22 protein-coding genes and 1 pseudogene are annotated in these 21,986 nt (G+C 38.7%); 10 read left to right on the forward strand and 13 right to left on the reverse strand.

What is annotated here, in order from left to right:
- Positions 1–32: 32 nt before the first annotated feature.
- Positions 33–743, reverse strand: a complete 711-nt coding sequence (locus DSM106972_RS37250) for a tetratricopeptide repeat protein (protein WP_127085417.1) — start codon at positions 741–743, stop codon at positions 33–35.
- Between the two features lie 429 nt (positions 744–1,172).
- Here DSM106972_RS37250 and DSM106972_RS37255 point away from each other — a divergent pair, with 429 nt between their 5' ends.
- Positions 1,173–1,634, forward strand: a complete 462-nt coding sequence (locus DSM106972_RS37255) for a hypothetical protein (RefSeq protein WP_127085418.1) — start codon at positions 1,173–1,175, stop codon at positions 1,632–1,634.
- 87 nt (positions 1,635–1,721) lie between these two features.
- Complete coding sequence (locus DSM106972_RS37260) at positions 1,722–2,273, forward strand: glutathione S-transferase family protein (protein ID WP_127085419.1); 552 nt, start codon at positions 1,722–1,724, stop codon at positions 2,271–2,273.
- A gap of 59 nt (positions 2,274–2,332) precedes the next feature.
- On the opposite strand, the gene DSM106972_RS37265 is transcribed toward DSM106972_RS37260, so the two are convergent.
- From DSM106972_RS37265 to DSM106972_RS37290, 6 genes are all read right to left on the reverse strand, one after another.
- Positions 2,333–3,013 (reverse strand): (2Fe-2S) ferredoxin domain-containing protein, encoded by a 681-nt coding sequence (locus DSM106972_RS37265; protein WP_411675377.1) that lies wholly within the window; start codon positions 3,011–3,013, stop codon positions 2,333–2,335.
- A 17-nt stretch (positions 3,014–3,030) separates the two neighbouring features.
- Positions 3,031–3,234, reverse strand: coding sequence for a putative nitrogen fixation protein NifT (nifT, locus tag DSM106972_RS37270; protein WP_019492403.1), 204 nt, complete (start codon positions 3,232–3,234; stop codon positions 3,031–3,033).
- A complete protein-coding gene (locus DSM106972_RS37275; RefSeq protein WP_019492404.1) occupies positions 3,231–3,518 on the reverse strand; it encodes a nitrogen fixation protein NifZ in 288 nt (95 codons plus the stop codon). The genes nifT and DSM106972_RS37275 overlap by 4 nt, the downstream gene beginning before the upstream one ends.
- A 12-nt stretch (positions 3,519–3,530) precedes the next feature.
- A complete protein-coding gene (nifV, locus tag DSM106972_RS37280) occupies positions 3,531–4,640 on the reverse strand; it encodes a homocitrate synthase (RefSeq protein WP_127085420.1) in 1,110 nt (369 codons plus the stop codon).
- Positions 4,641–4,929: 289 nt separating this feature from the next.
- Entirely contained in the window at positions 4,930–5,130 is a 201-nt protein-coding gene (locus DSM106972_RS37285; protein ID WP_127085421.1) for a DUF2949 domain-containing protein, read from the reverse strand.
- 53 nt (positions 5,131–5,183) lie between these two features.
- Positions 5,184–5,429, reverse strand: a complete 246-nt coding sequence (locus DSM106972_RS37290) for an Asr1405/Asl0597 family protein (RefSeq protein WP_127085422.1) — start codon at positions 5,427–5,429, stop codon at positions 5,184–5,186.
- A gap of 542 nt (positions 5,430–5,971) precedes the next feature.
- Between DSM106972_RS37290 and DSM106972_RS37295 the strand changes: the two genes are divergently transcribed.
- On the forward strand, positions 5,972–7,954 hold the full coding sequence (locus DSM106972_RS37295; RefSeq protein ID WP_127085423.1) for a gluzincin family metallopeptidase: 1,983 nt from the start codon (positions 5,972–5,974) through the stop codon (positions 7,952–7,954).
- Positions 7,955–8,030: 76 nt separating this feature from the next.
- Here the strand turns inward: DSM106972_RS37295 and DSM106972_RS37300 are convergent, their stop codons facing one another.
- Positions 8,031–8,783 (reverse strand): alpha/beta fold hydrolase, encoded by a 753-nt coding sequence (locus DSM106972_RS37300; protein ID WP_127085424.1) that lies wholly within the window; start codon positions 8,781–8,783, stop codon positions 8,031–8,033.
- Positions 8,784–8,941: 158 nt separating this feature from the next.
- On the opposite strand from DSM106972_RS37300, the gene DSM106972_RS37305 reads away from it, so the two are divergent.
- On the forward strand, positions 8,942–9,355 hold the full coding sequence (locus DSM106972_RS37305) for a hypothetical protein (protein ID WP_127085425.1): 414 nt from the start codon (positions 8,942–8,944) through the stop codon (positions 9,353–9,355).
- A 212-nt stretch (positions 9,356–9,567) separates the two neighbouring features.
- Here the strand turns inward: DSM106972_RS37305 and DSM106972_RS37310 are convergent, their stop codons facing one another.
- Positions 9,568–10,482, reverse strand: coding sequence for a LysR family transcriptional regulator (locus DSM106972_RS37310; RefSeq protein ID WP_127085426.1), 915 nt, complete (start codon positions 10,480–10,482; stop codon positions 9,568–9,570).
- Between the two features lie 116 nt (positions 10,483–10,598).
- Here DSM106972_RS37310 and DSM106972_RS37315 point away from each other — a divergent pair, with 116 nt between their 5' ends.
- From DSM106972_RS37315 to DSM106972_RS37330, 4 genes are read left to right on the forward strand one after another with little or no spacing between them, the layout of a single operon-like run.
- Positions 10,599–11,171: a VOC family protein gene (locus tag DSM106972_RS37315; protein ID WP_127085427.1), complete on the forward strand. Its 573-nt coding sequence runs from the start codon at positions 10,599–10,601 to the stop codon at positions 11,169–11,171.
- A 56-nt stretch (positions 11,172–11,227) separates the two neighbouring features.
- A complete protein-coding gene (locus DSM106972_RS37320) occupies positions 11,228–12,253 on the forward strand; it encodes a mycofactocin-coupled SDR family oxidoreductase (RefSeq protein ID WP_201800838.1) in 1,026 nt (341 codons plus the stop codon).
- Positions 12,254–12,283: 30 nt separating this feature from the next.
- Entirely contained in the window at positions 12,284–12,823 is a 540-nt protein-coding gene (locus tag DSM106972_RS37325) for a VOC family protein (protein WP_127085428.1), read from the forward strand.
- 35 nt (positions 12,824–12,858) lie between these two features.
- Positions 12,859–13,530, forward strand: coding sequence for a gamma-glutamylcyclotransferase (locus DSM106972_RS37330; RefSeq protein ID WP_127085429.1), 672 nt, complete (start codon positions 12,859–12,861; stop codon positions 13,528–13,530).
- A 5-nt stretch (positions 13,531–13,535) separates the two neighbouring features.
- Here DSM106972_RS37330 and DSM106972_RS37335 read toward each other — a convergent pair.
- Together DSM106972_RS37335 and DSM106972_RS37340 are read right to left on the reverse strand one after the other, a co-directional pair.
- Positions 13,536–14,441 (reverse strand): annotated as a pseudogene (locus DSM106972_RS37335) (protein kinase domain-containing protein); the annotation flags it as partial.
- Positions 14,442–14,625: 184 nt separating this feature from the next.
- Complete coding sequence (locus tag DSM106972_RS37340; protein ID WP_127085431.1) at positions 14,626–16,659, reverse strand: AAA family ATPase; 2,034 nt, start codon at positions 16,657–16,659, stop codon at positions 14,626–14,628.
- 105 nt (positions 16,660–16,764) lie between these two features.
- On the opposite strand from DSM106972_RS37340, the gene DSM106972_RS37345 reads away from it, so the two are divergent.
- Both DSM106972_RS37345 and DSM106972_RS37350 read left to right on the forward strand, forming a co-directional pair.
- On the forward strand, positions 16,765–17,358 hold the full coding sequence (locus DSM106972_RS37345) for an IS607 family transposase (RefSeq protein WP_127085432.1): 594 nt from the start codon (positions 16,765–16,767) through the stop codon (positions 17,356–17,358).
- An 88-nt stretch (positions 17,359–17,446) separates the two neighbouring features.
- A complete protein-coding gene (locus DSM106972_RS37350; protein ID WP_127085433.1) occupies positions 17,447–18,727 on the forward strand; it encodes an RNA-guided endonuclease InsQ/TnpB family protein in 1,281 nt (426 codons plus the stop codon).
- Positions 18,728–18,804: 77 nt separating this feature from the next.
- Here DSM106972_RS37350 and DSM106972_RS37355 read toward each other — a convergent pair whose 3' ends face one another.
- Together DSM106972_RS37355 and DSM106972_RS37360 are read right to left on the reverse strand one after the other, a co-directional pair.
- Entirely contained in the window at positions 18,805–18,990 is a 186-nt protein-coding gene (locus DSM106972_RS37355; protein ID WP_127085434.1) for a hypothetical protein, read from the reverse strand.
- 147 nt (positions 18,991–19,137) lie between these two features.
- Positions 19,138–21,954 carry a hybrid sensor histidine kinase/response regulator gene (locus DSM106972_RS37360; RefSeq protein WP_127085435.1) on the reverse strand — a complete coding sequence of 939 codons (2,817 nt, stop codon included), beginning with the start codon at positions 21,952–21,954 and terminating at the stop codon, positions 19,138–19,140.
- Positions 21,955–21,986: the final 32 nt, after the last annotated feature.

Consider the following 21,986-nt stretch of genomic DNA (forward strand, 5'->3'; position numbering starts at 1 on the left):
ATACATCAGCTTTAAAGCTATTTGGGGCGCCATTAACTACACAAAAGTTCACCCAACCAATTCTCGACTTGCAAGCGCAGACGGCAAGCAGCACCATCGTTACTGTTTTGTGAGGTTGGTAGCTTCTCTAAAGCACGACGATAATCGGCAATAGCCCAATTCCAATCACCCCAAAGATGATAGGTTCGTCCACGCTCTGCGAAAATGTGACCCTCGTATTGGTCAAATATCAACGCGCATTCAAAATTATCTGTCGCTTCTTCATATCGTCCCAAGTCACGTAGCGTAATTCCACGGTTTATCCAAGCACGCGCATAGCTAGGATTTAAGTCTAATGCTTTGTCGTAATCATCGAGTGCTGCCGCTAAATCACCAATGGCAGCGTAATAGTTCGCACGGTTATTATAAGCACTGGCTAAATTGGGGTTAAGCTCAATTGCTGTGTTATAGTCGCAAATAGCCTTTTGTCTTTCGCCACATTGATAATAAATTAATCCCCGATTATTATAATCAATCGCGTTTTCAGGGTGGCGCTGTAAAAGTAAACTTAACAGTGATATGGCTTCGCGGTAGTCCCCTAGTTTCGCAGAACGCAGCGCACAAGAACGTAAGTTCCCATCTCCCACATAGAAGTTGTCGTTACTCGATGTTTCTTGATGTCGAACCTGGTTTTTCGTACTGGCAACAAACTGGTTGGAGTAGTGTTGCTCATCGTCAGATGCGAGAAAAGTGTGAGTATTCATGTCTTCCTGCCTGTGGTGCTGCTTTGATTGTTGTTGGTTTGTATCGGTACTGCCCCTGTATCAAGAATGAATCTGGTGAAAGTGTACGAGGAGGAAGTATCTTTTTAGAACAGTCACTGCGAATTGACGCGCGTTCATGCTCTAATTCAATTAATGGTCGAATCTATTAATAGATACTTCGTCCCCTGGTTCAATTCCAGAAAAAGTAAACCTCAATCTGCCAGACTAGGCAAGTGGTGAGAGTTACAGGTTGCTAAAATCCACCTATTGGATGTATTCGAGCAATTACTCTACAGGGCTTTTTAACATTCAGGGTTAAAAGTCGCCTTTCAACCCCTTCGCTTTTATAGTTCCCACCTATAAGCTGGTAGTCTCAATTTTCTGTTAAATAGTTTCTATTTGTTTATTAAGTTTTCATAAATTTTTCTTATGTCAGGAACTTCTTATCCCAGCGCACCCGACTTAACTCAAGACGACTATATTGTTCTAGGTTTAGCAACATGCTTCGTCAAAGAAGATGGTGAAGTCCATCAAGTCGAAGTTATCGAACCAATACCATCAGCAGCATTAGAAGCACTAGTTAAAGGAATTCCCACTTCATATAAATTTGCCTGTGGAACAACCCTAGGAAGTATTATAAGCGGCAGTAACTTTCAAATTCCAAGAGAATTTCCCGAAACAGCTCAATTGAGTGATGAATTTGAGCAAAGAGTCTTCTCTGCTGCACGTACTTACAAACGACGCGAAAGTGCTAAATCTCTTATTCCTGAAGGTACATGTTACCAAGACTTTCAGTACTCCATCGACCGTAAGCGTGTACTAAACGCTGCACGAGTTGTCACAAAAGACGATAACGTTAAACAGCATCCAAATACCCACAAAATCCTCTGACTTGTAAGGGCGGGTTAACCCATATCCTAGTTAATAATAAAGATTTAGCTAAACCCGCCCCTTACACCAATATATATAGGAACTATCATGCTTAAACTATATGCAGGTGCCCGCAGTCGCGCATCAATCGTCCAGTGGTATCTTGAAGAATTGAGTGTTCCTTATGAGCTAGTCATGCTCGACATGGCAACAGGAGAACATCGTCAAGATGCTTTTTTAGCTATCAACCCATTTGGCAAAGTCCCAGCAATAGTAGACGGTGACTTTAAACTATGGGAGTCAGGCGCCATTTTAATGTACCTTGCCGAAAAACACGCAGGAATTACATCAGTAGAAACACGTGCAGTACTTAATCAATGGGTATTATTTGGTAATTCAACTTTGGCAACAGGAGTTTTTATCGAAGCAAGCAGAGAAAAAGAAATGCCGCGTTTGATGACGGCACTTAATAACATGTTCGAGAAGCAACCTTTTATTATGGGTGACGAATTTACGGTTGCGGATGTCGCTGTTGGCTCTATCCTTTGTTACATTCCAATAATGCTACAACTCGATTTAAGTGCCTACCCAGCAGTACTTGATTATATGAAGCGCATGACCGAACGCGATGGCTTTAAAAAAAGTATTGGCGCCCGCTAGGCAACGGATGATAAACGGATGTAACGGATAAGTTGTTTGTGACATCCGTTACATCCGTTCTATCCGTTGCCAAGGTGGTCTTCTATTAGAGATGCAATATCAGTGGGTTTAACTTGGCTGTATTTTTTATTACCAAGTTGTACAATACAGTTAGGCGCCTTGGAGCATTTCTTTAAACAGCCAGTGCTTTGAATTTTAACTTTATTTCGCACTTCAGATACTTGCTGTTGTGATAGCTTAGTTTTACTAAGGGTTTTTTCTATCTTTGATAATAATTCTTTGGCGCCTCGTTTACGACAACCAGAACCTTGACATACCAAAATTTTGGCTTTTTTTGGACATTCAGGGTTATGAGTTGTGTGGTCGGGTGATTTATTTATAGCGCAGACAGGTAAAGGTGTGACATCATATGCTTTGAGCTTGATATCACCTGTACGTGTATGTAATTTACTATAGCCGATGACGCGAATGTGGGCGCCTGGTATTAAAGAACCAAAAAGTGCTTTTCGTAATTCTTTAGGAAGTTTGATTTTCAAATTTCCGGCTGTAAGTGCGGTAACGGCGTTACACTTGGTTAAAGCAAATTGTAGATATTTGAATTTTTTGGGATGTTTGTCTGCGAAACCCAGAAATTCACCTTCAATGTCAAATTCTGATAGTTTGAGATAGTTGTTACCCATTTGTGGTGGTTGGTAATTGGTAGGTAATGCGTAATCAATAGACAAATTAAGACTGTACATGTACAGTCTCTACATTTTTAATTTACTCGTCTTGCTTCGTAGGTTTGAGGAATTTTGAGAGGTTCGGCTAAATTTGAAATCTCTAATTCCCAACCGTTTGCTAAGGTGAAAACTTTACCTGCTTCTGAATCGATTTGTTTGACAACTTCTTCCTCTAGGTCTTTTTTGGGAACGTAGACTGTCAACTTGCCAGCAGAATTTTCACGCAACATTACTTTCATCTATTTGCCTCTTTATCTGGATTTTTTTCAATCAGTTCAAGTTCCTTTTTTTTACAGCCAACGACAAAGCCTGACTGTAAAAAATGCACTGCGTATATATATGAGCTTTGCAGAAATGTACCTATACTAACGACGTATCCAATTTCTCCCTTTTTGGCAAGAACAGTACCAATTTCTTGACCGGGAAAGGTTCCATCGTTTTTTAGAAGCTTACGAGTACGAACTTTGTCGCCAATATCAAATTCTGGTGGCGAATGTAGTTCCATTTCATCAGATTGTTGCATAGCTTTATACCTCTATTTACGTGCTAAATTCAACAGTTCTTGCGTAGTTAGGCTACGTTTTTTGTGAGTTGATTCTTGCCGTACAGCGTCTAATACTGTTTGAGTTTCTTCATGATTTAGGACAATGCCATGCTGTTTTAGCACGTTCATTAGTAAATGCCGTCCAGAATGCTTGCCAACAACTAGGCGCCGTTCCCAACCAACTTCTTCTGGTGCAAACGGTTCATAAGTGCTGGGGTTTTGTAATACACCGTGGGCGTGAATTCCTGACTCGTGAGCAAAGGTATTGTCACCCACAATTGCTTTCCAAGGTGGAACGTTGCAACCAGATGCTTTTGCAACTAATCGGGAAAGTTCTAACAGTCGGCGTGTATCTATACCCAAGTCAATGCCGTGCAAACGTTTGAGTGCCATGACGACTTCTTCTAATGCAGCATTACCAGCACGCTCACCCAACCCATTTACGGTAGTGTTAATTGATGTTGCACCAGCTTTGACACCTACGAGTGCATTTGCTGTTGCTAGTCCAAAGTCATTGTGGGTGTGCATTTCCACAGGAATCTGCAAACCTGTAACAAGTTTTTTAACACGTGTGCAGGTACTAAAAGGGTCGAGTATTCCTACTGTGTCGCAAAATCTAAATCGTCTGGCGCCCCATTCTTGAGCATATAATGCAACATCTTGAAGGAAGCATTCATCAGCCCTAGAAGAATCTTCACCACCGACGGCAACCCATAGTCCGTTATCAACAGCATAGCTGATAGAATTTCTGAGTTGGTGTAACGTTGTACGCCATTGTCCCTGAAATTTAGCTGCTATTTGAACTCCAGAAACAGGTATAGATATGTGAACTCGATGCAATCCGCACTTTATCGAAGCTTGAATATCAGAAATAACTGCACGGTTCCAGCCAAGCAGTTTAGCTTTTAAGCCAGAATCTAATATTGCACGAATTGCATAGGTTTCTTCCTGACCCATTGCCGGAATACCGACTTCTAGCTCATGAACACCGATTGCATCTAAAAACTTAGCAATCGCAACTTTTTCTTGCAAATTAAACGCAACGCCAGCAGCTTGTTCGCCATCACGCAGCGTAGTGTCGTTGATCGAGATTTGGTTCATCTAATAAATACCTAATACAATTAACTAACGCATAAACTAGTGCATAATTTTGATGATTTTAATAATTTACACATTTATACATATTCCTACTGCTATTAATTTTCCTTCGCTAAAGTCTTTATATAACTTTTGCCTAGTAATAATAATTTATCTGTATACTAACCGACCATAAAGCTAACTATTTATGAATCATTTTTACTTTAATATATTGCAATTTTACTGATTAGCATGTATCAACTTAAAATTCTATAAACTCACTTTATGTAAGTATAAAAAATCACATATATATTTATAACACTTGCTTTTCTAACCAATCAAAAATACGTGCTAATTCTTCAATATTAACCAATCCATATTGCCAAAGTAACATCGGAAAAGGTGCATTTTTTGACTCTGGATGCTTTAGAACTACTGAAATATCATCTGTTGAAAGGTTAATTTCGTTTTGCAAAAAATGAATTAATTTTGTGTCACTATTACAACTTATCATACTTAACTAAACTCCTCTAATTGCCTCCCACTAACTATTGACCTGACAAAAAGTTATAGGCGCCAACATTGTTCAAGCCAATCAATTAAATCAGCTCGATTCGCAAAAAACTGCATCAAAGTGCTACGGACAAGAATAGCTGTAAGGACGCTGTTAATATGCACTCGTAACGAACCATCGTCTGGACACCAGCAAGCAATTGTTAACTCTTGTAAGCGATGATAAATTTGCCAACGTTCTGCAAACGGAATGTTGATAATTTGCAGCTTTTGATTTCCTAAATGATTAATAAGAAACATGTCTGATTTGGGAGCTATGTGCTAGTTTTATGCTTATATCAGGCGCCTTGAACTAGCTAGCTGAGGACATGCGTGTTAAATTTATTGAACTAATTAATAATGTACTCAACTGCCCAAACATATATATAAATATAGACTTAACAAAACTTAAAAATCTTTCTTAGGGTAGGGGCACGAGCATTTATAGGGTAAGGGACTAGATTTTTTGGGATAAGGGATAAGTATTTTTGCACTCAATCTCAAAGTCAGAACCGCCTAAAATCATCATCTTTGAGCCAATTCGTTCTTAAAATGAACTTGTACTCACACATAATCAAGCAATACAAATAAGTAAAGTTTTGTATATCTAGCCACTCTTCGCCATCATATAGCGATATTGACTAGAACATATGATTTCTTTAGGTTGTTTTCAGAAACCAAGAAACCCGGTTTCTTTTTAAAGAAACCCGGTTTCTGTAATTTTTTTAACAATAAAATGCTACGAGATGATAAAATCAAGCAGTTTATCGACAAAAATTAAAAACTAAAAGGGCTGTGTGAAAATGGCAGAACAAAAAAAACCTGCGTCTCGAAAAGTTTCCTCTACGTCTAAACTTTCTTCGGCACAAAAGCGTCCGTTGGCAAGAAGAACATCAAGTGCCTCGAAGGTTTCCTCGACGGGGAAAAAAACGCACATAGCACAAGTTGCTTCTGCCTCAAATGCTTCAGATGATGAATTAGTAACAGCAACAGTTGAAGACACAACTTCTGCAACTGAGACTACAACCCAAAAAGACTCGACCCCAACTCAGGAACCTGTAGCAAAAAAGGCGCCTGCAACTAAAGCAATAGGGATGTTTTTACAAGACCCTAGCTTGCCAAAACTAAGAGGTAACTATAAATTTCCTCTAAACAAAGATTATTTAATAGCAACAGGTTCAAGTCGATTTACGATTCGAGATACCAATGAAGATGGGCAACCAGTTTTTGCTAGTCCTGATTGGTCAAAACAAGAGGACTTATCGTTTGAGCATTTCGAGCAAAACGGTTTAGTAGATAACCCAGCATTCCATCAGGTAAATGTATTTGGTGTATTAAGTCGTACCTTAGATTTAGTAGAAGAAGAAGTTGGCCATCCCATAGTTTGGAAAGATGGTGGGCCTCTTATTATTCGTCCTCATGCATTTGAAGGGATGAACGCATATTATGACCCAATGAATCCTTCGCTAAATTTTGGCTACTTTAATTCTCCCTTCCGACGGGCGCCAGTTTGGACATGTTTATCGCACGATATTGTTTCGCACGAATTAGGACACGCGATTTTAGATACCTTCCGTCCTCTATATTTATATAGTAGTGATATTGATGCATCGGCATTACATGAATCTTTTGCTGATATCTTAGCAATGTTCGCAGCACTGCAATATCCAAGTGTAGTTGAATATATATATAGAGAAACAGGTGGTGATATGCGCCATCCTAGTTTAATTACTCGACTGGCAGAGGAATTTGGTGTAGGTATTTTTGGTGCAGGTGTACCTTATTTACGTTCTGCACTCGAAGGAGCAAAATATGCTGCTGACACACCTAAAGAACCGCATGTACGTTCAACAATTTGGACTGCTGCGATTTACGAAATCATGCAAAAACTCGTCGAAGCTATACAACCAAATGTTTCTGACGATACAGCATCCGGGTTTGCAGGATTTATCACTGCACTTGTCAAAGCTACGCACGTATTAAAAGGAATGCTCATTCGTGCGCTGCATTACACTCCACCAACTTCGTTATCAATGCCAATGTTGGCACGATTAATATACGAAGCTGACGCGCGTGTTTATCCTACTGACAGCAAATTTAGAGATATTGCGAAAGAAGTATTTACAGCGCGCAACTTGTGGAATGAAAAAATAGATTTGAAGGCGCCTGATATTGGTAATGTATTTAAAGACTTACACTCCGGCGCCGATACACGCGCATTAATGCGGGCACTTGTTCATAACGCTCCAGCATTACGTATACCAGAAAATGCCTCACGTTTTCTCAAACCACGTTTAATTACTACCACCCGTCGTATAGACAAAGTAAAAGAAGGCAAAGAAACCACAATCAAAGAAATTACAGAACACTACCTTGAATATACTTATGAATATTCACAAATGGTGTCAGATTTTCTCTCAGGTGGCATGAGCGCATTTACCGTCTACGGTGGTGGAACTTTAGTAATGGATGAAAACTGGAACGCCATTTGTCTCGCAGCTTACCCAGAACCAATACAAGAAGACCCAGCAGGCGCCGAAGGAGGCAAAGCCGCATGGAAACGTGTGCGCTCCGAGTTCGATAAAATACACGGAGGCAGCATTCAACGCACACTAGCATCCAAAGACGAAAACCGCAGTCTTAAAGACCGTCCCGTCGTTCCCGGTTGCCCATTTGTAATTCAATCAACATCAACAGGAGGATACCGACTAGTCCGTCGTTGTTGCAACCTACACGAACACATCAAAGGCATTTCAGTAACTCAAAATGGACTAGCTGACTTATAAACAGTTTAATTTTAATCTTCATCTTGTGGAACGGGCATCCTGCCCGTTCTTTTACATAATTAGCTCATATTTTAGCCTACGAAGCAATTTGAGTAAGTAGTTCTGCAAGACGCGCGCTTTGGGATAAGTATGGGCAGTGTCCACTTGGAAACTCTATTGCTTCAACTCCCAAGCGTTTGCGTGCTGCGTATTTAGACCAAGCAGGAGAAATTACCCTATCTTCAGTGCAAACAATATATGATGACTCCACATCTGGTAGAGCTTGTAGAGGAAAAATCTCTGTTAAATGTGCAGATGATAAATGATTTCGCAATTTAGATACACCTAAACGCGCAACCTCTGGTTCACAGTCGTGAAAGAGAAATTCCATTGCCACTGCTTCATTTTCTAGTAAGCTCTTTTCCAACGAACCCGAATTAAATATATCAGGTTCATCGCGTATCTGCTCAAATTTACTTGAATAAGGCGTCTCAAAACCAGCTGCCTTCCACATATCAGGCACAACATCCTCATACATTTGCTCAATTACGCTCATTCCTGGATATGGTATCAAAGCACCAAGATATACAAGTTTCCGAACTCGACGCTGTGCTGCCACCAATGGAATAACAGTACCAGCCATTGATGCTCCCACAAGTATTACATCATCCTCGTTTGATGGGAGCGCTTGAACTGCAACTTCTGCATAGTCTAACAAAGTAGCTTCGGGGTTTTCAATTGGCAAATCCATTGCTACCGAAAAATGACCCTTTGCTTCTAATTGCGGAATTAGCAAATCCCAAGACCAGGCGCCTTGAAAAGCTGCATGAACTAAACAAAAAACACTCATATGATTTTTAACTTTTATATTTAAGCGATTGCTTAAATATAAATTAGCACATCAAAACAGATGGTCAACCAAATCAAAATTAGGAACCTTTCCGTAATACCGCTAGCACATACTGTAGATATGAGTAATAAAAATCACGCTTACTTAGGAAGTATAAAATGCAAGTTCGTACACAAACAGTATCTAAATTTTCTTGGCGCCAGTTGGTTTTAGTCGCATTAGGAGTTTGTTCATTATCATTACCACTGGTTCAAACAGTTGATGCAAGCCAGCCAAAAAAGGTACGTAACTACTGCCAAAAGCAAGAAAGTATGTTTTTATCAGTCGAGACAAAGAGCTTTTGGGTAAATATTTGTGGTGGTGACTTAGCACACACTTACGTTGGTGTAAATAAAAAGACTGGTAAATCTATACGTTTACCTCTTAAAGATGTTGACCAGCAAGGTCGCTACTTTGAAGCTGTTAGTGAACCCTATACATATATACTGGCAGATTCTACTAAAGGTAAAAATTTGACCGTAAGTAAAGGAACTCGTGAACTGTTGCGTGAACCCGTTTTGAGAGGTTGGTAATTTCAAAGCTACATGATTTTCCTAGAGGATATATTAATGTAATTTATCCTCTAGGAATTTTGGAATATGAAACAAAGTATCAAGTCAGTAACATCATATCTAATCTAACTCCTATCCGCAGGGTAAATCAGTGTTTTTTATACTGGGTTATTAATTATACCTAAGAATGGTGCGAGAATTAAGCAGTTTGATTTTTCGTGAAATTAAAACTTTTAATCTACAACGCCTGTTCTTTTGAGAGCATTCATCAATTCCTGCATAAACTCAACAAAAGCGTGAACTTTAGCAGATAAATGGCGCCTTTGTGGGTAAACAATAGAAATGGGAGAACCTGGTAGTGCATAATGCTGTAAAATAGGTTTTAGTTTTCCTTCTGCTATGGTGCCTGCTGCAACATAGTTATATAGTTGTGCAATACCAACTCCAGCAATAGCAGTTGCCAAAATTGCCTCACCGTTATCTAAACGAATATTACCTTCTACTGCTAATGAGATTTCTTCCCCATCCTGTTGTAATCGCCAATCATAACTTTTCCCTGTCCAAGCTGAGATAAAGTTGATGCAGTTGTGGTTATGCAAATCTGCAATTGTTGTGGGTGTTCCGTATTTTTGCAGATAGTTAGGCGCCGCGCAAACGATAAATTTTGCAGTTGCTAATCGCTGCATAATCAAACGGTTATCTTTTCCAATACCAATTCGCACTACCGCATCAATACTCTCTTCAATCAAATCTACCATGCGATTAGTTAGAGATACATCGACTTTTAAATCGGGATATTGAGCAAGAAAACGAGGCAAAGCGGGAATGATATGTAATCGTGCCAATTCGCTGCTTAAATCTATACGCAAAGTTCCAGTGGGGGTAGTTAGCGAACGCTTAACTTCTAATTCGGCTTCTTCTAGTTCTGCCAATATTTGCCGACAGCGATTATAGAAAGCCTCCCCATCCGCCGTAAGGGTAATGCTGCGGGTAGTGCGATTCATCAATCTAATACCCATATCTTCTTCCAGCCGTAGAACAGCTTTACTTACGGTGGAAGGAGACGTACCAAGTTGTCGTGCAGCTTCAGAAAAGCTCAGGTACTGGGCAGCACGGACAAAAATGACAAGACTATTTAGTTTATCCATATTTCCTATTATAACTCATTTGTGAAGTTGATTCACAAATATTATGAAACCTAGGTACTTTTTATCTTTAACTCCACAGATTACATTAGGTTCAACAACGAGTTGAGGACAGCGAGATGAAGAAGTTACTAACCACTATGACAATATTTAGCAGCCTTTTATTATTACCTGGAAACCGAGGAGCGGTTGCCGAACCTACTGTAAAGGTGCCAGTTTCCTCTTCAACAGAAGTATCCTCCTCTAACAAGGGTTTGCGATCAATGGGATTCTTTAATATTGCGATTTCAACTCCCGACATTAACGCAAGTGTCGATTGGTACCAGCGTGTCCTAGGCTTTCGCAAAGTTTCCCAATCAAATTTATCAAATGGCGTATCTATTGCCATGATTGAGCGTAACGGCATGGTTATCGAATTTTTGAAAGTTCCAAATCAAAAACCCATGCCCATGTTAAATCAAGACCCACCTAAGCATTTACAGTTTCTCGGTATCAAAAATTTTGTGCTGTGGGTTGATGATATGGACGCAACAGTTCGCGAGTTGAAATCCAAAAATGTGAGCTTCGTTTGGGAAGCACGCACACTACCAGAAGTTGGCACGCGGGTTTCGATGATTCGCGATAACAACGGTAATCTTGTTACGTTTTGGGAGCGTCGTGGCTCTGTTTGGCAGTCTCTCAATCGCCCTTAATTAATTTAAAACATCAATTTTTCAGAAAACATTACGTAAACGCAGGAGTTAATAATATGATGCGTCAACCTTTTAAATCTTCAGGTTTTTCTAATTTACGTCGGAAATTGCTGTTTGGGGGTACAACGGCTTTAGGTGCAATGGCTGTTACGGGAAATAAGGCTTCGGGACAACCATCAACGCAACCCGATCCAATTGTGGCAGAAAAACCAGCTAACCAAATTTCTCAATCTCCTGGTAGACTTGCTGGAAAAGTTGCCCTAATTACAGGCGCCGCTAGAGGCATTGGTAGAGCTTGTGCGGTGTTAATGGCACAGCAAGGAGCAGATATTATTGCTTGTGATATTGCCCAACAAATAAAATCAGTTCCTTACCCATTGAGTAAGATGCAAGATTTGCAAGAAACCGCACGATTAGTACAAGCAACAGGTCGTCGGTGTTTAGCATTACAAGCAGATGTTCGCAGCCGTGAGCAAGTTCAAGAAGTTGTCGAGCGTGGCATTGCTGCATTTGGAAAAATTGATATTTTGGTTGCCAACGCAGGAGTTTTATCATTCAATAGTATCGAGAAAGCTACCGAAGAGGAATGGCGTGATATGTTAGATATCAACGTCATGGGAGTTGGAAATTCTATACACGCAATCGTTCCTCATTTGCTCAGTCGTAAGTCGGGTAGAATTATTGTTATTGCTTCAGATGCTGGACGAAGAGGAATTCCTGGTGTGGCGCCTTACGTTGCAACCAAATGGGCAGTTATTGGTTTAGTAAAGTCTGTAGCCCAGGAATTAGCAAAAAGCAATATTACAGTCAACGCTATTTCTCCAGGACTTACCAAAACGGGGATGTCCCAGAACCCCGCCACATTTCGCTTTTTCCGTCCCGACTTAGCCAACCCAAAGGTTGAAGATGTAATTCCTGCTGTCACCAAAATTAATACCGAGAATAACGAACTTCCTATTCCTTGGCTTGAACCTGAAGATATTGCGTCTGGTGTTTTATTTCTGGCCTCTGATGAAGGACGATATGTAACTGGCGCCGCACTCGACATCACTGCTGGTAAAAATTCTCACTACACTGCTTAAAAAGTTGTTACGACTTCAGCTAGAATCACTATGCTTAAAATTAACTTAGTTAAATTGGCGACCGCGCTCACACTGACTTTCTCAATTCAAAGTATTCCAACTATTGGCGCCAATTTAGTAACTCAAGCACAAACGCGCGCGTCAGGTCAAGTTTCAAGTAACCCATTACGGGGTTTTGCTCTAGCAAACATTGCCATATCTACCCCAAACCAAGACAGAATGATTACTTGGTACAGAGAAGTTTTAGGATTTCGTTTGGTTGAGAAAACAGAGGGTGCTGGTGGCATTAAACTAGCAATCATGGAAAAAGATGGCGTTCAACTTGATTTAATCCAACCCCCCAAAATTCAACTATTAATCAAACCTCAAGCTCCACCAATGCATTTAGAAACTCCAGGAATTAGAAACCTTGTGTTTTGGGTAGACGACCTAAAAGCAGCAGAGGCAAGTCTAAAGGCAAAAAAAGTCTCGTTACTATTTGAGAGCTTCTACGTTGAAGGAATCAAAACAACTATCTCTGCTTTTCGAGACCCAGATGGTAATCTTGTCGCACTGTGGCAAAAGCGATAGTAATTTATAACTTATATCCAAAAATCCGAAAAAGTATGGCACTTACACGCACTACGCTTGCAACTGGATATTTACAAAAGATGGTACAACAGTCTCCAGAATTAGAGGCACATATACTGACTCAAACAGAGTTGCAAAAATCGATTCAACAAACGCTACAACAACGTCTCTCGCATGATAATATTTGGATTTTTGCCTACGGTTCTTTAATTTGGAATCCAATTTTGAAATATAGCGAGCGCATTACGGGAAAAATTTATGGTTGGCATCGTCGCTTCTGTTTACGGATGCCAGTCGGACGGGGAACACCAGAACAACCTGGACTTACACTTGCGCTAGAGAAGGGTGGTAGCTGTTGTGGAGTGGCTTATCGCATCACCAAAGAACATCTCGACTCAGAACTACTGTTATTATGGCAACGAGAAATGGTGGTTGGTTCTTATATTCCTCGCTGGGTAAAAGTATTTGCAGATGATAAGGAATTAGAGGCAATTGCTTTTACTGTTAACCGAAAACATCCACTTTACGCACCTAATCTTTCGCTAGTACAGATAGCTGCTGTAGTTTCCACCGCAAAAGGAGAATTAGGGTCTTGTGCCGATTATCTATTACAAACTATAGAAGGGTTATCTGGGTGTAACATCACTGATCGGAATTTGGTTATGGTGCGCTCTGGATTGAAAATGGCGCCTGTTAAAATATCTTGAGAAAACACTGTTGGTTGTGGCTGTGGAGTTTGAGACACAACAGTTGGTAATGATTGTTGCACTGGTATAGTAGGCGCCACAGGTACCTGTTGTGTTTGCAGTGCCCGCATCATTTCTCTGGCATTTGAATAACGGTCGCGTGAAAAAGGCTGTATTGCTTTATCAATAATTGCTGCAAACGATGGTGTGACATTCCAAGCAAAGTTTCGCCAGACAATTTCCCCTGTAGTAGGGTTCGTCGGTAACTCCTGCAGTAGTTTACCTGTAAGTAAATAAATAGCTGTTAAAGCTAGACTATATATATCGCTGGAAAATACTGGCCTTCCTACCGATTGTTCCATTGGCATAAAACCAGGTGTACCGATAACTATTGACTGTGCTGAATTACCAGAAGCTGTCACAGTCGTACCCATCGTTTCTTTAACGGCGCCGAAGTCAATTAAAATTGGTTTACTATCTGAACTACGAATCAAAATATTATCAGGCTTGATATCACGATGCACCATGCCTCTAGCATGAACATAATCAAGCACAGGCAAAATATTAATCAAAATTTCTTTAACCGTACTTTCACTCAGTGCCCCTTGTTGCTGCAACTGCGTAAGTGTTTGCCCTTGTATATATTCTTGTACTAAATAAAATTGTCCATTCTCAACAAAGTAAGCATACAATGCTGGTATTTGATGGCTACCTTCACCTAATTCTTCTAAAATAGCGGCTTCCCGTTGAAAGCGCTCTTGCACCAATTGGTAAATTTGAGGATTATTAGCAACAGGTTTAAGTTGCTTAATCACACACCGACGACCCGATGGCATCTGAGTATCTTCTGCTAAAAAAGTTTCTCCAAATCCCCCATCGCCTAGCACGCGCAAAACCTTATAGCGATTGTTTAATAGCGTTGGCGTAATCATACGTGTTACCCAGAAGCTCATATCAACAATAACTACACTGCCTTCTAAGTGAATTCCGGTAATATAGTAAAGTTTTTACATATGTTCGTAGTTGGCGCCAATCTACCTGCGGTACACTGCGTGAACAAACTTTTTTAACACGTTAAAAGAAAAGTACGGTTAGATTATTGGTTACTGCTAGCTGTCATCTAGTTACAAATGTTTCTCTAACATGGGCAGTATAATTGGCGCCGTCAGTAGTTTTTACAATCACGCTCCCATTAAGTTGGTCGTAGTTCGTCAATTCACCTTTGGCTTTTACGGCGCCATTAAGTTTCCGAACTTCTACATCGCAACCAATCAAATCACTCACATCACCGTCTATTTCTACTTGTAACAATGAGATATCGTTACTAGATTGATTATCTTCTAGGTTTTGTTCGGTATTTTGATGAGTATCCTGAAACTCTTGTTTCACCGGCTCTTCATTGCTCTGTTGGTTATCTTCTTGGAATTCTGTAACTAGTTCCTCTTGAGAGCTAATTGTATATAAAGTGACACGATTATCACGGTTAGATGTAACAGTAGAAATTAGGCGCCTAGATTCCATGCGGTTAAGTTCGTTATAAACAAGGCGCTCTTCTTCTTTAGTCATTCCCATAAGTTCAATAATTTCTTGTCCGCTTAAACCGTTTTTGTTAACACGCAATACAGCAAGTATTTGGTCACGCAGTTTATCTTGCTCGTTAATTAGTTCTTGGTCAGTACGTGCATAGGAGTTGTTTTCAGGGTTAAATTCCAGCTTGAGAAGTTGTCCCTCTATGTCACGAGGAAAAACTGTAAGCAACCGACCTGGGTCTGCTGGGTCAATAACTAAACTTTTACCACCGTTTGGAGAGGGTTTGGGGATATGGTCAATAATCCAAGTACCCCAAGTAGCCGCAACAATAGAGGATGAGCCACGTAATTTAGCAACACCCATTGCGTCTTTGTTTTTATTCGTATGGTGAATCAAAATGCCCGCACAGTTAAAACGATTTAGAACAGTTTTGAGATTGTAAATAATATTGGCAAATTCTGCGGAGTTTTCGCTAATTCGAGAATTTGTGCTGATTGATTTTAAAGAGTCAATAATTACTAAGTCAGGTTGAAAATCTTCCATCGTCAGTTCGAGTTCGTACAGTTGGTCAACTTTCCAGTCGCTGACAACAAATAAATTCTCCCCGTCCCCGTTTCTAAATCCACGTCTTAAAAGTTTTGCTTTAGTAGAACGAACTGTTTCATCATTAGATATAACCAAAACCTTACCACGTTCACATTTAAACCCAAGAAAATCATCTTCACCTGTGGCAATTGCAAAAGCCGCATCAATCGCCATCAACGTTTTACCACTCTTAGGCGCCCCACCAAGCACAATCAATTCTCCGCGCGGTAGTAGTTCAGGAATCAGCCAAGATAAACTTTCTGACTCAAGTTCGAGTAACTCATCGAACGAGTAAACTTTTAGGCGCCTCGGCTGAGTTTTTTGTTCTGTTTCTTTAACTAAAGATTCAAGCTCTTTCTTCGTAATTTTGTAGTGCTTACAAATATGTGAGCGTTTAATAGCGCGCGCGACTGAATCCGTCTCCTGTACTAAATCAAGCAAATCTAACCGTAGGCGCTCGGCATTGCTCATAATATTCTCTTCTGTAACAGTTTTCGATGAAGGCTTAAATGTTTCAACTGTTTCTAACTTCTCTCCAATAGCTGTGATGATGTCTGATACACTGGCACCGTCGTTAATCCAGTCTTTAATATCCAAGCCGTTTGACTTTGGTAATTTGCTCCAGTAAAACTCACTTGGAGGAGCATATAACCATTGAGCATCGGGGAAATCTTTGTAGATATCCTCCATATGCAAAACACCTGGTTCATCGCGGTCGGGACAGAGAATTAATTTGGCGCCGCTCAAAGAAAATCGATAAGCAATTCCGTATGCACGATATTTTCCGGTGCCTCCAATTGTAGTGGTAGCAGGTAAACCTAAATCCCATAGAGCATCAGCAACACCTTCACCTTCTACAACAAATATTTGTTTATTTTCTACAACGGCTTGTAGTACATCTGCATATCTATACCAGGTAATTTGCTGTTGGTACTTTTGCTTTGTTGAACTATCAATACTTGTAGCTTTAACCCAACGGCGCCCATTCCAGTATTCCTGAAATACGTCTTTGTCTCTAATTTTACCTGGACGCACAACAACTACTTTGATTAGTGGATTGCTATCGCGGTCAGTATAATAAAACTTCCCTCAACTTATAGGCTAACATAGTCTGGTATAGTAAAATATTCCTGACTCGCGATGAAACTATCAGATTATGCCAAGTTCATGGGTATTGCTTACCACACAGCATGGAAGCACTACAAAAACGGCTTAATTCCCTACCCAACGCGGCAACTTCCATCTGGAGCAGTAATTGTAGATTTTGATCCAAAAAATGAGCCTGGGTACAAAAAGCACACCAAAGCAGCAATTTATGCGCGCGTATCCAGTGCTGAAAATAGGAAGAATTTAGAATCTCAGTCTGAAAGATTATCTAGATACTCAGAAGCAAAGGGATATCAAATTATTCACGTCGTCAAAGAAGTAGGTAGTGGTTTAAACGATAATCGTAAAAAGTTAGAAAAACTTTTAAAGCGGGATGATTTTGATGTTCTAGTAGTTGAACACAAAGATAGCTTATCCCGCTTTGGGACAAACTATATGGATTTACTTTTATCCCGACTTGGTATCAGGTTGGAGATTATGAACATGGCAGAAAATGGACGGGATGAATTAATGACCGATTTAGTAGCAATTATCACTTCTTTCTCTGCACGGTTATATGGACAGCGTAGAGCAAAACGTAAAACTGAAAAAATTATTGCAGAACTTGAATCGGAAACTGAAGATTAAGAAATATAACAATATATGCAAGAATGTGTTTTTGTTGTAAAGACCTGCTAGATTTATTTTAGGTCGATAAAAAACAGCAAACAAGACAATGCAGCTAGTAGAAAGGAGAGTAATAAAATCAAATCATCAAGTTTTTTCGCAAGTTGATGAAATGTGCTTTGCATCCAAGAATTTATACAACAAAGCAACTTTTATTATGAGACAAAGTTTTCTAGCTTGGGGACAGTCTAATGTTCCTCAATATAATAGTTTGTACCATATGATGAAAGACTTTGAAGAGTATAAAGCACTTCCAGCAAAAGTATCTCAACAAGTTCTAAAAATGGTGGCTCAAAACTGGACATCATTCTTTGCAGCCAGTTTAGAGTATCAAATCGAGCCATCCAAGTTTACTGGCAGACCATCACTACCTAGATACTTAGATAAGGATGGACGATACTGTGTAATATTTACTTCACAAGCTACTTCTAAAAAACAACTAGGTCAGGAATTAATCAAGTTATCCGAGATTGATTACTCTTTTGAAACTTGTGTGAAACTTGGTAATGTAAACAAATATTGTCAATCTAGAATTATTCCCAAACTCGACCACTATGTTTTAGAAATAGTTTATGAAGTCAGTAATGTAAAAGTTTTGGATAATGATAAAATAGCAGCGATAGATTTTGGTGTAAATAACTTGATGGCTATAACTTCAAATGTGCCTGGTTTTGAGCCAGTTCTCATTAATGGTAGACCGTTAAAGTCAATAAACCAATTTTATAATTCAAAGCGTGCTACAATTACTTCTAAGAACTCCAATAAAAGCTCAAAACGTCTTAAAAGGTTTACTACCTCTCGGAATCACTTGGTTAAAGATTATCTACACAGAGCATCAACCTATGTAATTAATCTTTTATCTGAGTTGGGAATCAGTAAGCTGGTTTTGGGTAAGAACAAGGGATGGAAGAATGGCATTAACATAGGAGGCATTAATAATCAGAACTTCGTACAAATTCCTCACGCTCAACTCATCGACATGTTGACCTATAAGGGCGCTATGAAAGGAATTCAGGTCATTATTCAAGAAGAATCTTACACGTCCTCTTCTAGTTTTTTGGACTCGGATTTTATTCCGGTATATGGTAACAAACCTCTTAATTGGAAACCATCTGGTAAACGAGTAAAAAGAGGTCTTTATGTTACTAGTAATGGTATAGCTCTTAATGCCGATATTAACGGCAGTTATAAGATTTTAGTCAAAGCATTTCCCAATGCCTTCTCCTTCGGAGACACTAGCGTGAACGGGATAGGGAATAGAGAGGTGTTAGTTACCCCTAGGAAGGTAAATTTAGAAGGTCATGCGCCCTTAATGGTGATTCCCTTCTAAGTAAGGATTCAATTCCAATCCTTCTACAAGGTTTTGCGAAGAAGTAGAAGTTATCTATTATAGAAAACTACGTCTGACTATATTTGACTATACAAAACCGAACTATAAATAAATTCTTCACGACCTGATAGACGTGGCGCCTTCTTTGATTCAGGTGCATAGTACGGCACACCAGCTTTATCGCACTTCGAGGTTTTTATCCAACCATCGGCAGGAATGGCGCCGCCTTCTTTAAATGAACGGGCAGGATGCCCATTCCACAAGAAGATATTGGAGATTTTTTTATTTGGAAGTCCCTTATGTCTTGTGTTTTGATTTTAAGTCTATGTATGTGATTTGATAATTATAATATTGTATTGAGATTTTAATAGATGCTTCACTACGTTCAGCATGACATAACATGTTTTTATTCACTTTATTATAATTAAATCTAAAATAATATCAAGCCGAAAATTTTCAACTAAATCTTTTAAACCTTGAATTAAACAAGTTTTACTTGCTGGTATTTGGTCAATTAGATTTAATACAAGTTTATCATCCAGTGTTTTTGCTGCTTCAGCTAATTCTAACAGCCACTCTCTTGGCATTATATTCAAATCATTACTCGTTAGTTTAATTCTATGTGTCGGCGCCTCTATTACTTCAGGTAGATTATTTTTATTTTCGTAAATATATTGCACACCCAAATGTTGAGCGATTTTTTCTAAAAGTTCTTCTTCTGTAAATGGCTTATATATTAGGTCATCACAACCTGCTGCGAATATAGCTGCGCGCTGTTCTTCAAACGCATTAGCTGTTAAAGCAATAATAATGCATGTACTTTCTTGTTTAATTATTCTAGTTGCTTCGTATCCATCCAGTACTGGCATTAACATATCCATACAAATAAGATGGGGTTGCCAATTTCTATATTTTTCAATTCCTTCATAACCATTTGCTGCTGTACAAACTTCAAATCCTACTAAAATAAGCATTTTTGTTAGCAATACACTATTTTCTAACATATCTTCTACTATTAATATACGGTATTTAGGTTGATTTGCTTCTATACCAGTAATGCGACGATATGCTAATTTTTGTATTAACTGAGAGTCATCTGCTAACTCAACAGGAATATGAAATGAAAAAATCGACCCTTGCTTATAAATGCTTTTGACGCTGATATCTCCTCCCATTGCTTGAACAAATTTTTGGCTAATAGCCAACCCTAAACCTGTTCCTTCAATTGATTCTCTTCCGCTCTGAGATTGAACAAAAGGAACAAACAGTTTACTTATTTCAGCTTCTACTATTCCCGCTCCTGTATCTTGTATTTCAAAGTATAAAGTTGGTTGAAAATCATAATTAGAATAATTTACTTTTAAGGTAACACTACCCTTACTAGTAAATTTTATAGCATTACCAAGTAAATTAATTAAAATTTGACGTAATTTACTTTCATCTGTTTTGATATATCTTGGTAAGTTGTCTTGAGGTTGAATAATTAATTTGATATTTTTAGATTTTGCTCTAAATTTTAACATTTCTTCTAATAATTTTATAAAGTTTAACAAATCAAAGCTATTAGTTTTTACGGTGATTTTTCCAGCTTCAATTTTAGACATTGATAAAACATCATTAATCAGTTGCAGTAAATGATTTCCACTACGATGAATAATACTTATATTATTTCGATGTTCTTGTGTTAAGCAACTATCTCGCTCCATGATTTGCGTAAAACCTAAAATCACATTTAAAGGTGTTCGTAATTCATGACTTACCTTTGAGAGAAATTCACTTTTTGCTTCAGATGCTGCGTTTGCTGCTACTAATGCTTTTTGCAGCGCTATTTCAGCTTGTTCTCGCTTTTGTAAGGCAGATTGTAATTCTTTGGTACGGTTTTTTACACGAAAATCTAATTGATTGTTGGCGTTTTCTAGAGCTATAAACGCATTATAAATTTCTTGCGCCATGCTATTAAATAAATCTGATAATACTGAAAATTCCTTAATTTTATGAGTATTAAAATTGTTTGTATATTTAAAGGAGTTACTACTATTAAAGTCGGAGTTTACTGCTTCTTCTGTTAATATTTCTGCTGCTAAACTTAATTGCTTTATCGGCGCCGCAATCCAGCACGATGTCAAAATTCCAATTATAATTGCTAATATCAAAGTTAGTAAGCATAATAAAATTGTCGTCTGATTATTGGCATTAATTTTTGCCATAAAGTCACATTCAGGCACTACTATAACAATTAACCAATCTATGCCATATTTATCCTGCCAAGGAGTCACTTGCACAAATTGCTTTTGATTATTAAATGTAAAATCAAGTTGAGTTGTAGTAGTAATCTTATTAAGATTTGGAAATTGTTTATTTAAAAAAACTGCTGTGCCTCTAATTAAAGGAGTGCTAATTTGAGACGCTTTAATTCGTTTTGCTTGATTGTTAATAATAATGTATCCAGGTTCTTCTGAAGAACTTGCTACTAACATGCCATTGCGCTCAATAATAAAAGTTTGTGCTTTAGGACTAATACGAATGTTACGTAAAAAAGCGCTAAGTTCTGATAAAATTAAATCTACTCCCAATACGCCAATTAATTTTTTATTACTGTTATATACTGGATAACTCGCAGAAATAGCTATAACATTACTGTTATCTTGCCAATTATAAATCTCACTCCATATCGGTCTTTGGCTTTTTACTGCATCCGTATACCAAGATGCATCATTTGGATGTCCACCCGGCTTAATTGTAACTGTACTAAGGCGCCTACCATTTTCATCAACTGAAAAAATTTCGTAATCTTTATTGCTTAACTTTTCAGAAATGCGCTTATAATCGTCCTCTAGCCCGGCGCCGATGAATTCACCTTTTGTGTTACCAAAGTTAATATAGCTGACATCAAAAATTTGAAGTTGATTCCAAAAATATTGTCCTGTTTTTTGAAAGTTGTTTAAGTCCAACATCCCTAACTTCACAGCTTGCAAGTTAGTTTTGTTAACTTGGTGCGCTGTTTCCAAGTAACTGTCGAGTTTTTGGTCTATACGCTTACTAATTTCACTTCGCATTTGTGTCGCTAAGTTGTTAACTGCCATTTGCCCATTGTGGTAAGAAAAATAACCAACTAGTAACACCGCAGTAAAAGTTTGCAGAACAAATGGTACTGACAAAACCGTCGTTAATGAAAAAGAACGTTCAAATTTAGGACGGAAAAAGCGATTTAGCCGTTTGATAGACATGATATTACTACACTATCAAGCTCAAGTATGCC

This window comes from Dulcicalothrix desertica PCC 7102, assembly GCF_003991905.1.
GTDB classification, from domain to species: Bacteria; Cyanobacteriota; Cyanobacteriia; order Cyanobacteriales; family Nostocaceae; genus Dulcicalothrix; species Dulcicalothrix desertica.

What these genes read in the sequence shown, in the direction of transcription:
- DSM106972_RS37250 (WP_127085417.1), bottom strand. Translation starts at nt 743, where the DNA reads ATGAATACTCACACTTTTCTCGCATCTGACGATGAGCAACACTACTCC.
- DSM106972_RS37255 (WP_127085418.1), top strand. Translation starts at nt 1,173, where the DNA reads ATGTCAGGAACTTCTTATCCCAGCGCACCCGACTTAACTCAAGACGAC.
- DSM106972_RS37260 (WP_127085419.1), top strand. Translation starts at nt 1,722, where the DNA reads ATGCTTAAACTATATGCAGGTGCCCGCAGTCGCGCATCAATCGTCCAG.
- DSM106972_RS37265 (WP_411675377.1), bottom strand. Translation starts at nt 3,013, where the DNA reads ATGTACAGTCTTAATTTGTCTATTGATTACGCATTACCTACCAATTAC.
- nifT (WP_019492403.1), bottom strand. Translation starts at nt 3,234, where the DNA reads ATGAAAGTAATGTTGCGTGAAAATTCTGCTGGCAAGTTGACAGTCTAC.
- DSM106972_RS37275 (WP_019492404.1), bottom strand. Translation starts at nt 3,518, where the DNA reads ATGCAACAATCTGATGAAATGGAACTACATTCGCCACCAGAATTTGAT.
- nifV (WP_127085420.1), bottom strand. Translation starts at nt 4,640, where the DNA reads ATGAACCAAATCTCGATCAACGACACTACGCTGCGTGATGGCGAACAA.
- DSM106972_RS37285 (WP_127085421.1), bottom strand. Translation starts at nt 5,130, where the DNA reads ATGATAAGTTGTAATAGTGACACAAAATTAATTCATTTTTTGCAAAAC.
- DSM106972_RS37290 (WP_127085422.1), bottom strand. Translation starts at nt 5,429, where the DNA reads ATGTTTCTTATTAATCATTTAGGAAATCAAAAGCTGCAAATTATCAAC.
- DSM106972_RS37295 (WP_127085423.1), top strand. Translation starts at nt 5,972, where the DNA reads ATGGCAGAACAAAAAAAACCTGCGTCTCGAAAAGTTTCCTCTACGTCT.
- DSM106972_RS37300 (WP_127085424.1), bottom strand. Translation starts at nt 8,783, where the DNA reads ATGAGTGTTTTTTGTTTAGTTCATGCAGCTTTTCAAGGCGCCTGGTCT.
- DSM106972_RS37305 (WP_127085425.1), top strand. Translation starts at nt 8,942, where the DNA reads ATGCAAGTTCGTACACAAACAGTATCTAAATTTTCTTGGCGCCAGTTG.
- DSM106972_RS37310 (WP_127085426.1), bottom strand. Translation starts at nt 10,482, where the DNA reads ATGGATAAACTAAATAGTCTTGTCATTTTTGTCCGTGCTGCCCAGTAC.
- DSM106972_RS37315 (WP_127085427.1), top strand. Translation starts at nt 10,599, where the DNA reads ATGAAGAAGTTACTAACCACTATGACAATATTTAGCAGCCTTTTATTA.
- DSM106972_RS37320 (WP_201800838.1), top strand. Translation starts at nt 11,228, where the DNA reads ATGATGCGTCAACCTTTTAAATCTTCAGGTTTTTCTAATTTACGTCGG.
- DSM106972_RS37325 (WP_127085428.1), top strand. Translation starts at nt 12,284, where the DNA reads ATGCTTAAAATTAACTTAGTTAAATTGGCGACCGCGCTCACACTGACT.
- DSM106972_RS37330 (WP_127085429.1), top strand. Translation starts at nt 12,859, where the DNA reads ATGGCACTTACACGCACTACGCTTGCAACTGGATATTTACAAAAGATG.
- DSM106972_RS37345 (WP_127085432.1), top strand. Translation starts at nt 16,765, where the DNA reads ATGAAACTATCAGATTATGCCAAGTTCATGGGTATTGCTTACCACACA.
- DSM106972_RS37350 (WP_127085433.1), top strand. Translation starts at nt 17,447, where the DNA reads ATGCAGCTAGTAGAAAGGAGAGTAATAAAATCAAATCATCAAGTTTTT.
- DSM106972_RS37360 (WP_127085435.1), bottom strand. Translation starts at nt 21,954, where the DNA reads ATGTCTATCAAACGGCTAAATCGCTTTTTCCGTCCTAAATTTGAACGT.